The 8,861-nt window shown below is 31.2% G+C and carries 11 protein-coding genes; 8 read left to right on the top strand and 3 right to left on the bottom strand.

Annotated elements, in window-relative coordinates; genetic code table 11:
• Positions 1–13: 13 nt before the first annotated feature.
• Both AC5EAH_RS07110 and AC5EAH_RS07105 read right to left on the bottom strand, forming a co-directional pair.
• The gene (locus AC5EAH_RS07110; protein ID WP_493494082.1) at positions 14–394 is read right to left on the bottom strand and encodes an NUDIX domain-containing protein; all 381 of its coding nucleotides are present in this window, start codon (positions 392–394) and stop codon (positions 14–16) included.
• A 61-nt stretch (positions 395–455) separates the two neighbouring features.
• Positions 456–2,168 carry an ABC transporter ATP-binding protein gene (locus AC5EAH_RS07105; protein WP_493494080.1) on the bottom strand — a complete coding sequence of 571 codons (1,713 nt, stop codon included), beginning with the start codon at positions 2,166–2,168 and terminating at the stop codon, positions 456–458.
• A 109-nt stretch (positions 2,169–2,277) separates the two neighbouring features.
• On the opposite strand from AC5EAH_RS07105, the gene AC5EAH_RS07100 reads away from it, so the two are divergent.
• Positions 2,278–2,664 (top strand): VOC family protein, encoded by a 387-nt coding sequence (locus AC5EAH_RS07100; RefSeq protein WP_493494079.1) that lies wholly within the window; start codon positions 2,278–2,280, stop codon positions 2,662–2,664.
• Positions 2,665–2,693: 29 nt separating this feature from the next.
• Here AC5EAH_RS07100 and AC5EAH_RS07095 read toward each other — a convergent pair whose 3' ends face one another.
• Positions 2,694–3,653, bottom strand: coding sequence for an asparaginase (locus AC5EAH_RS07095; RefSeq protein ID WP_493494078.1), 960 nt, complete (start codon positions 3,651–3,653; stop codon positions 2,694–2,696).
• Positions 3,654–3,766: 113 nt separating this feature from the next.
• Between AC5EAH_RS07095 and cmk the strand changes: the two genes are divergently transcribed.
• The 7 genes from cmk to AC5EAH_RS07060 all read left to right on the top strand — a co-directional run bounded on the left by cmk (position 3,767) and on the right by AC5EAH_RS07060 (position 8,849).
• On the top strand, positions 3,767–4,438 hold the full coding sequence (cmk, locus tag AC5EAH_RS07090; RefSeq protein ID WP_493494081.1) for a (d)CMP kinase: 672 nt from the start codon (positions 3,767–3,769) through the stop codon (positions 4,436–4,438).
• Positions 4,438–5,016, top strand: a complete 579-nt coding sequence (locus tag AC5EAH_RS07085; RefSeq protein ID WP_493494077.1) for a lysophospholipid acyltransferase family protein — start codon at positions 4,438–4,440, stop codon at positions 5,014–5,016. Before cmk ends, AC5EAH_RS07085 begins: the two co-directional genes overlap by 1 nt.
• 99 nt (positions 5,017–5,115) lie before the next feature.
• The gene (gene rpsA, locus AC5EAH_RS07080; RefSeq protein WP_493494076.1) at positions 5,116–6,333 is read left to right on the top strand and encodes a 30S ribosomal protein S1; all 1,218 of its coding nucleotides are present in this window, start codon (positions 5,116–5,118) and stop codon (positions 6,331–6,333) included.
• Positions 6,334–6,394: 61 nt separating this feature from the next.
• Entirely contained in the window at positions 6,395–6,556 is a 162-nt protein-coding gene (locus AC5EAH_RS07075; protein WP_493494075.1) for an SE1561 family protein, read from the top strand.
• 95 nt (positions 6,557–6,651) lie between these two features.
• Positions 6,652–8,016 (top strand): 23S rRNA (uracil(1939)-C(5))-methyltransferase RlmD, encoded by a 1,365-nt coding sequence (gene rlmD, locus AC5EAH_RS07070; RefSeq protein WP_493494074.1) that lies wholly within the window; start codon positions 6,652–6,654, stop codon positions 8,014–8,016.
• A 111-nt stretch (positions 8,017–8,127) separates the two neighbouring features.
• Positions 8,128–8,592, top strand: a complete 465-nt coding sequence (locus AC5EAH_RS07065; RefSeq protein ID WP_493494073.1) for a GNAT family N-acetyltransferase — start codon at positions 8,128–8,130, stop codon at positions 8,590–8,592.
• A gap of 68 nt (positions 8,593–8,660) precedes the next feature.
• On the top strand, positions 8,661–8,849 hold the full coding sequence (locus tag AC5EAH_RS07060; RefSeq protein WP_493494072.1) for a hypothetical protein: 189 nt from the start codon (positions 8,661–8,663) through the stop codon (positions 8,847–8,849).
• Positions 8,850–8,861 lie beyond the last annotated feature (12 nt).

Below are 8,861 nucleotides of genomic sequence, written 5' to 3'. Positions count from 1 at the left end.
TCAACACTTTAAATTATAGAACCATAAAATGTCGAATAGTATCTTGATATTCAATTAATTGTGCTAAACAACTTGGTTTAATTGTATCAATATTATTGAAAGGTAACCATGTGAAACCATCAGGTAATTGTTCAGGTAAATCCATTGTTACAGTATAAATATAAAGTAATTCTTGGTATTGATGACCATTAGATTTAGTAAAAAAGTTTTCAATCATCGCATATAATTTAGCATCTGTTACATGACCATTAATTTCTTCTTTAATTTCTCTCTGTAAAGCTTGATAAGATGATTCACCAATTTTTACACGACCACCTACTAAAGATATGTAGCCTTGTGGAAACTGTTGAACTAAAAGATGGTCTTGATGTGTTAACCATACAGCAACACGAATATTTAATGTCGATTATCTAATTGAATAGTTAAATCTTTTACTTCTTGCATAAATTTTCTCCTTATTTAAATTGTGTATAATACAATTTAGCATAATGTCCATTTAAAGCTAATAGTTCTTCATGTGTCCCTTGTTCAACGATGCCCTCAGGTGTTACTACGATAATGCGATCAACATGTTTAATCGTTGCTAAACGGTGTGCAATAATTAATGTTGTACGTCCTTCAGCTAAAACATCAAAAGCTTGTTGAATGAAATGCTCGGTTTCAGTATCTAATGCACTCGTTGCTTCATCTAAAATTAAGATAGATGGATTTTTTAAGAAAATACGTGCAATTGCTAAACGTTGTTTTTGACCACCTGATAATTTAACACCACGTTCACCAATAGGTGTATGAATTCCTTCAGGTAAATCTTGAATAACTTCTTCTAATTTAGCACTTTTAATAGCTAAGTCAACTTCTTCATCAGTTGCATCCAAACGTCCGTATAATACATTGTCTTTGATTGTACCATTAAATAAGAATACATCTTGTTGAACAATCCCAATTTGTTGACGTAAAGATTGTAAAGTGTAGTGACGAATATCATGATTATCAATTGTAATTTCACCAGATGTAATATCGTAAAATCTTGGCAGTAAATTGATTAAAGTTGTTTTACCCGAACCACTTGGGCCAACAAAAGCAATCGTTTCACCTGCTTTAATTGTTAAATTAATGTTTTTCAATACATCTTTATGATCTTGATAGCCAAAAGTAACTTGATGGTATTGAATATTACCTGTAAAGTGTGGTGCTGTCACGGCGTTAGGTTGATCTATAATTGTAGGCTGACGTTGTAACTCTTCTTGAAATCTTTTAAAGCCAGCAATGCCTTTTGGATACATTTCAATCATTGTGTTGATTTTTTCAATAGGTTTAACAAATGTATTAGCCAATAAAATAAATCCGACTAATTGTCCAGTAGATAACTCACCTTTAATTGTATAGTAGGCACCTGAAATTAGTGCGATGAGTGTAATTAGACGCATAAGTACGTAATTGAATGATGAACTCATTGCCATTGTTTTATAAAATGCTAATTTATTAGTACGATAAGTCTGAATTAAATTTTCAAATAAATTTTGTTCATGTTGTTCATTAGCAAAGGCTTTAACGACACGCACACCACTCAAAGTATTTTCTAAGCTGGCATTAAAAGCGCCTAATTGTTTATAAATTTGTCGATTGATATTTTTCATCCGACGATTAAAATAAGACAAACCAATACCTAATAAAGGAATAAGTACAATTGATCCGATAGCTAAACCATGATGAACTTGCCACATTAATAAAAATGAACCAATAATACTCATAATAGTAATAAAAATATCTTCAGGACCATGATGTGCGACTTCACTCACTTCAAATAAGTCATTAGATAGTCTACTCATTAATTCCCCAGTTTTAACTTCGTCGTAATAGTCATAAGAATGTTGTTGTAAATGTGCAAATAAATCACGACGCATATCTGTTTCAATATTGATTCCTAATGTATGACCTAAATATACAACAATATAATTCATAGTCATATTAAATAAATAAAACACTAACAATAAACTACATACTAAAACAATGACTTTAAAATTACCAGTAGGTAAAATTTTATCAATAATATGATTAACCACGATAGGAAATAATAGTTCTAAAACTGCTGATAAAACAGCACAACCAAAATCAATCGTGAATAGTTTTTTGTAAGGTTTATAATAATGAAAAAATTGTTTTAACATTAAACTATCCTCCTTATATTTATAATGATTATAGAACTTTTGTACGTTAAACTCAACTAATTGTGATAAGTATGTTATGATAGAGAAAATTAATTTTAAGGAGAAAAAAATGATTACTTCAATAGGACAAGTGATGTTATATGTTAATGACACAGAAGCAGCGAGAGATTTTTGGTGCCAAAAGATGGGATTTGTTGAAATAGATAAGCTACCGATGATGGCAACAACATCATATGTTATTGCACCACAACTAAGTAGTGATGTTCAGTTTGTATTACATAATAAAGAAGTGATTAAACAATTAAGCCCAGAAGTATCATTAGAAATACCTTCTATTTTATTAGCAACAGATGATATTCACGCAACTTATCAGCAATTAATGAATCAGCAAGTAGTTGTTCATGAAATTCAACAAATGCCGGAATTTTTAGTCTGTAATTTTGCAGATAATGAAGGTAATTATTATGCGATAAAACAAACAATTACGACAGATTGAAAATGAGAAGATTTCAATCTGTCGTATTATTATTGTGAAAAATAAGATGTCATTTGTGATGGCGTTAAGTGATTACTTAGTGCAATTAATAATTTTAAACGTGCTTTTGGACCATTTAAACCATTAGAAAAAATGACACCTAATTGTGCTAATTGTTTACCACCGCCTTCATAGGCATAAATAGGTGCAGCAATACCGTTAAAACAGCGTGAAACTAATACAATAGTCATTTGTTCTGCTAAGCATTGTTGTATTTTTGGTAAGAGATAAGGAGGTAAATTACCTTGGCCTAATGCCTCAATAACCAAACCTTTGTATTGGTGTGTGCGATAAAAATCAAAAATATCTGGATCAATATCACAATGCGCTTTAATTAATCCGACTTTTAAAGTGTGGTCAACATGTTGATAATGCGCTTTTTTAAAAGGTAAACGATGAAATTGTACATCATTTTTAGTGATAATTCCAATAGGTCCAAAATTAGGACTTTGAAATGTACTTACATTAGAAGTATGTGTTTTGGTGATGTTTTCTGCGGTATGTATTTCGTCATTAAACACAACAAGCACACCTTTACTCGTTGAATTATCGTCACTAGCAACACGCACAGCTGAAATAAAATTATATAAACCATCAGCACCGATTTCATTAGAAGAACGCATAGCACCTGTAATAACGACAGGTAAGTCACTATCTAGCACTAAATCTAAAAAATAAGCTGTTTCTTCTAAAGTGTCAGTACCATGGGTAATAACAACACCATCAACACGATCAGCATATTGTTTAATTGTATCAGCAATTTGTTGCATATGATGAATAGTCATTTGTGGTGAAGGTAAATGAAAAATTTCAATATTCGTTAATTGTGCTAAGTCTTGTAATTGATGAGCTTGTTGAGCGATAGGATTATGTTCTGTCGTCACTACACCTTCATTAGAAGCGGACATTGATATCGTACCACCTGTATGAATTACTAAAATATGTTTCATAGTTCTCCTCCTTTTTTAACAGTATATCATATAAGATAATGTTAAATTACTTATAAATATGCTAAAATATTTGTGGGCATATGTCTATTATTTATTATCAAAGAAAGAGGCTAATAATGAAGAAAATTACTATTGCAGTTGATGGTCCAGCAGCAGCTGGAAAAAGTACCGTCACTAAAATTGTAGCACAACAATTAAATTATATTTATGTAGATACAGGTGCACTTTATCGTGCGATTACATATTTTTTATTACAAAATAAAATTAATTTGACAGATGAAGAAGTTGCATCAAATTTATCCGACTTAAAAATACAGCTGATACCTACTGATAATGGTTTAGAAGTTTTTATTAATCAACAAAATGTAACAAATATTATTCGTCAACCTTTAGTGACAGAGCATGTCTCACAAGTGGCTAGTCTAGCATCAGTGCGTCAATTTTTATTGCAAACACAAAGAGATATGGCACAACAAGGTGGTGTAATTATGGATGGGCGTGATATTGGGACAACAGTATTACCGAATGCTGAATTAAAACTGTATATGACCGCATCAAGTGAAGCACGTGCAAAAAGACGTTTTCTTCAAAATGAACAACAAAACATTCATGTCCCATTATTACAATTACAACAAGAAATTGAAGCACGTGATTTAGCAGATATGTCTCGTGATATTTCACCCTTACAACAAGCACCAGATGCAATTGTCATTGATAGTACAAATTTAACGCAACAACAAGTTGTAGATAAAATTTTACAGTTAGTAGCAGAGAAGGTGAAATAATGTTTTATCGTATTGTAACAACACTATGTAGATGGTATTATCAATTATTTTATGGTTTAAAAATTATAGGACAGCAACACATTCCACAACAAGGTGCGATTGTGATTTGTGCGAATCATAAAAGTATGCACGATCCAGTAATTTTAGTGGCAAGTTGTCCTAGAACTTTGCATTGTATTGCTAAAGATACTTTATTTCGTTATCCTATCATTCGTTATTTTTTAAAATTATTGCATGCTATTCCAGTAGCAAGAGGTAAAGCAGACATGGCAATGGTTAGAACGTCGATTAATTTATTAAAAGAAGGCGAAGGTATTGGTATTTTTCCAGAAGGTACACGTGTTAAAGGCGAAGAACTTGGTAAAGGACAAGCAGGTGCAGCCATGATTGCAATGCGTGGAGAAGCATATATTATTCCATGCGCCATTTCAAGTCAATATAAATTGTTTAGACGTACGACGATAGAATTTGGGCAACCTATTGATACGAAACAATTAAAACAACAAAAAATGAAAAATGAAGTCGTTATTGAACAGATCATGGGAGATATTCAACACTTATTAAGTCAGAAATCTTAAAAAAATTCAAAAAAAATTAAAAATTTTTAATATTATCATGACTAATTAAGTAAAATAGTATATAATAGCATTATTAGTGTTTTTCAAGGAGGATTTCGTATGACAAACTCATTCGAAGAGTTATTAAATAGCTCAGCTGATTTTTTAAAGAAAGGTGATAAAGTATCTGGTACTGTATTTAAAGTAGAAGATGACTTAGTTTATGTTGATGTACCTGGTGCACAGTATGACTGCGTTATTCCATTACGTAATTTATCATCAAAACGTGTAGAGAAAGCAAGTGATGTCGTTGCAATCGGTGACGAAATTGAAGCACTTGTTGTTAATGTAAAAAAAGATCGTGTAACAAAACGTGAAGATATTCCAGGTCAAATTGTTTTATCTCGTCGTGCATTAGATCGTGAAGCATACCGTCAAGTAGAAGAAGCTTCATGGACAGACTTAGAAGCAAAATTAGCTTCTGGTGAAATTTTCGAAGCAGAAGTAACAGAAGCAGTTAAAGGTGGTTTATTAGTAGATGTAGGTGTACGTGCATTCGTACCAGCTTCATTTGTTGATGATAAATTCATCGAAGACTTTACACCTTATGTAGGTCAAACTTTAACATTTAAAGTAATTGAATTAGATAGAGAACGTAATCGTGCTGTTTTAAGTCACCGTATTATCGTTATTGAAGAAAAAGAAGCAGCACGTAAAGCCGCTTTTGCTTCAGTTAATGAAGGTGATGTGTTAGAAGGTACAGTTGTACGTTTAACAAACTTTGGTGCATTTATTAACTTAGGTGAAGTAGATGGTTTAGCTCACATTTCTGAGTTAGCACACTTCCACGTGAAATCACCATCAGAAGTTGTAAAAGTTGGTGATAAAGTACAAGTTAAAGTATTAAAAGTTGATACTGAAGAAGGTCGTATTGGTTTATCTGTAAAAGCAACACAACCAACACCTTGGGCTTTAGCTGAAGAAAAAATTCATGTTGGTGACGAATTAGATGGTGTTGTACGTCGTTTAACTACATTCGGTGCATTCGTTGAATTATTACCAAGTGTAGACGGTTTAGTGCATATTTCTGAAATTGCACACGAACATATCGGTACGCCACAAGAAAAATTAACAATTGGCCAAGAAGTTAAAGTTAAAGTATTAGATGTTAACTTTGATGAGCAACGTATCTCATTAAGTATCAAAGCTTTATTAGATGCACCAGTGCGTCAAGAAAAAGCTGTAAAAGAAGTGTATGAAACTTCATATTCAGATTCAAACGAAGATGCTGCATTCACTTTAGGTGATAAATTCGCTGGCTTAAAATTAGAAGATTAATCTAAAAAGGTTGTGGTGTTCGCATCGCAACCTTTTTATCATAGTATAAAAGGAGAATAGCATGTCAAAAGCAACTTTAGATGATGTTAAATCAAAACTTGAAAATTTTATGGAAGAATTAGAACAATTAAATCCAGATACAATTGAATTGTCACAAATTGATCGCCTAATTACTTTGATTAATGAACTAGATGATGAAATTACAGCAGTTAAAAGCAATTAAGCATCATATGCGTTAATTTGACTTTATAAGTTGACACTGTGGGGGTGGAGATAAAATGCTTCACGCCCTTTTTGTCTAAATATTAGGAGAAAAAAATGAAAAAACAACCAAAGAAACAAGCAACACAGCGTATTTTACTTACAATTAAAAAAATTGGCATTAATGGTGAAGGTATAGGTTTTTATAAAAAGAAAATCACCTTTGTGAAAGGTGCCTTACCTGACGAAGTCGTATTTTGTGAAATCACTGATGAAACAAGAGGCTATATTATTGCTAAATTATTAAAAGTGAAATCAGCAAGTCCTCATCGTGTAGCAGTAGAAGAAGCTTATATTAATAGTGGTGGACATCAATTGATGCATGTTGCTTACGATCAACAATTAATTTATAAACGTCAAATATTATTAGATGCATTTAATAAACATTGGCAGTTAACACCTCAATTAGAGAACTTAATTTTACCTACTTTAGCTAGTCCAAAAATTAAAGGTTATCGTAATAAAAATCAATATCCAATTTCAATTGAAAATGGTAAAGTTGTTGCTGGTTTATACCAAGAAGGTACAAATGAACTAGTGGACATCAATGAAGATAGTGTATTAAATAATGTGAACAATGAAATTACTAAATTAATTAAGCAATTAATTATTAAATATCGCATTAGTATTTCTAAATCTAAAAAAGTACTAGGTATTCGTTATATTGCTACACGTAGTTCGTTTGCGACAGGTGATGTACAAGCTATTTTAATTGCCAATTCACCTAAAATTGATCATTTGGATAAATTAGTTGCTAAACTATCACAACATAAACGTGTTAAAAGTATTATTTTAAATATTACAGAAGATGACGACCATTTAGTGATGGGGCGTCGTAATATTACTTTATATGGTGAGGATTATATTATCGAAAAAATTGGTAATATTAGTTATCAATTGTCAGCAAACTCATTCTTTCAATTAAATCCATTACAAACAAAAGTATTATATGATAAAGTGATTGAATTAGCACAATTAACGAAAGAAGATACTGTATTAGATGCTTTTTGTGGTGTAGGTACAATTGGTATTTATTGTAGTCAATATTGTAAAGATGTTTACGGTATGGATTTAGTTAAAGAAGCTATTAAAGATGCCCAAGCTAATATTGAACGTAACAATATCACTAATTGTCAATATGTGACAGGTGATGCAAATAAACTTGTACAACAATGGGTGAAATCCGGTAAGCATTTTGATGTTGCTATCGTTGACCCACCACGTATAGGTTTAGGTGGCTTAGCCCAACAATTAATGAATACAAAAGCTAAAAAAATTGTTTATGTCAGTTGTAATCCATCTTCTTTAGCGAAAGATTTAAAAATCTTAACAAGAAAATATCATGTGCGTACAATACAACCTTTAGATATGTTTCCACATACGCCACAAGTCGAAGCAGTTGTTTTATTAGAAAGAAAATAAATTGAAAATATCTAAGCATTGTCAGCTTTGCTTAGATATTTTTATGTTAATAAGGATATATTAATGATTATTAGAAAAGAAACTGTAGAAGATTAAGATAATATATATACAATGATTATAAAATCTTTTGCTAATGAAGAACATTCAAATAAAAATAAACAAAATTTAGTCAATGAATTAAGAACAGGTACATCATTTGTACCTGATTTAGCTTTAGTTGCAGAAATTGATCATCATATTGTAGGGTATATTTTATTTACTGAAGCAAAAGTGAATAATGATACAGTATTAGCTTTAGCACCATTAGCTATTCATCCTGATTATCAAGGTAAGGGCATAGGTACAGCATTAATACATGAAGGTCATAGCATTGCTAAAAAACTTGGTTATAGTTATTCAATCGTTTTAGGAAGTGAAACATATTATCCTAGAGTGGGTTATTTACCAGCAAAAATATTTGGCATTAAAGCTCCTTTTGATATTCCAGATGAAAATTTTATGGCATTTAAATTAACTGAAGAAGCAGCTAATCTTTCGGGTGTAGTGCAGTACGCAGAGGCATTTGGCATTAAATAATGAATAGTTGTTTATTTTGATTATAAAGAACAGCCTAATGATGAAGAAACTTATGTGGAGGTAGGATTTTGATACAATTAGTTAGAGCAACAATCAATGATAGTCACATGATTTGGCAAATGCAAATCAAATCTTTTGAAGAATTATTAATAAAATATCAGGATAATCAGACAAGTCCAGGTAATGAAAGTTTAGAACGCATACAAGAAAAATTAAAGCAATCGTTCACTTACTTTTATTTAATAGATAGGTTGTAAAATTAAATGCGA

The sequence above is a fragment of the Staphylococcus sp. B1(2026) genome, from assembly GCF_058895785.1.
The sequence above is the reverse complement of the archived record's forward strand: the minus strand, read 5'-3'. Positions and strand labels throughout refer to the sequence as shown.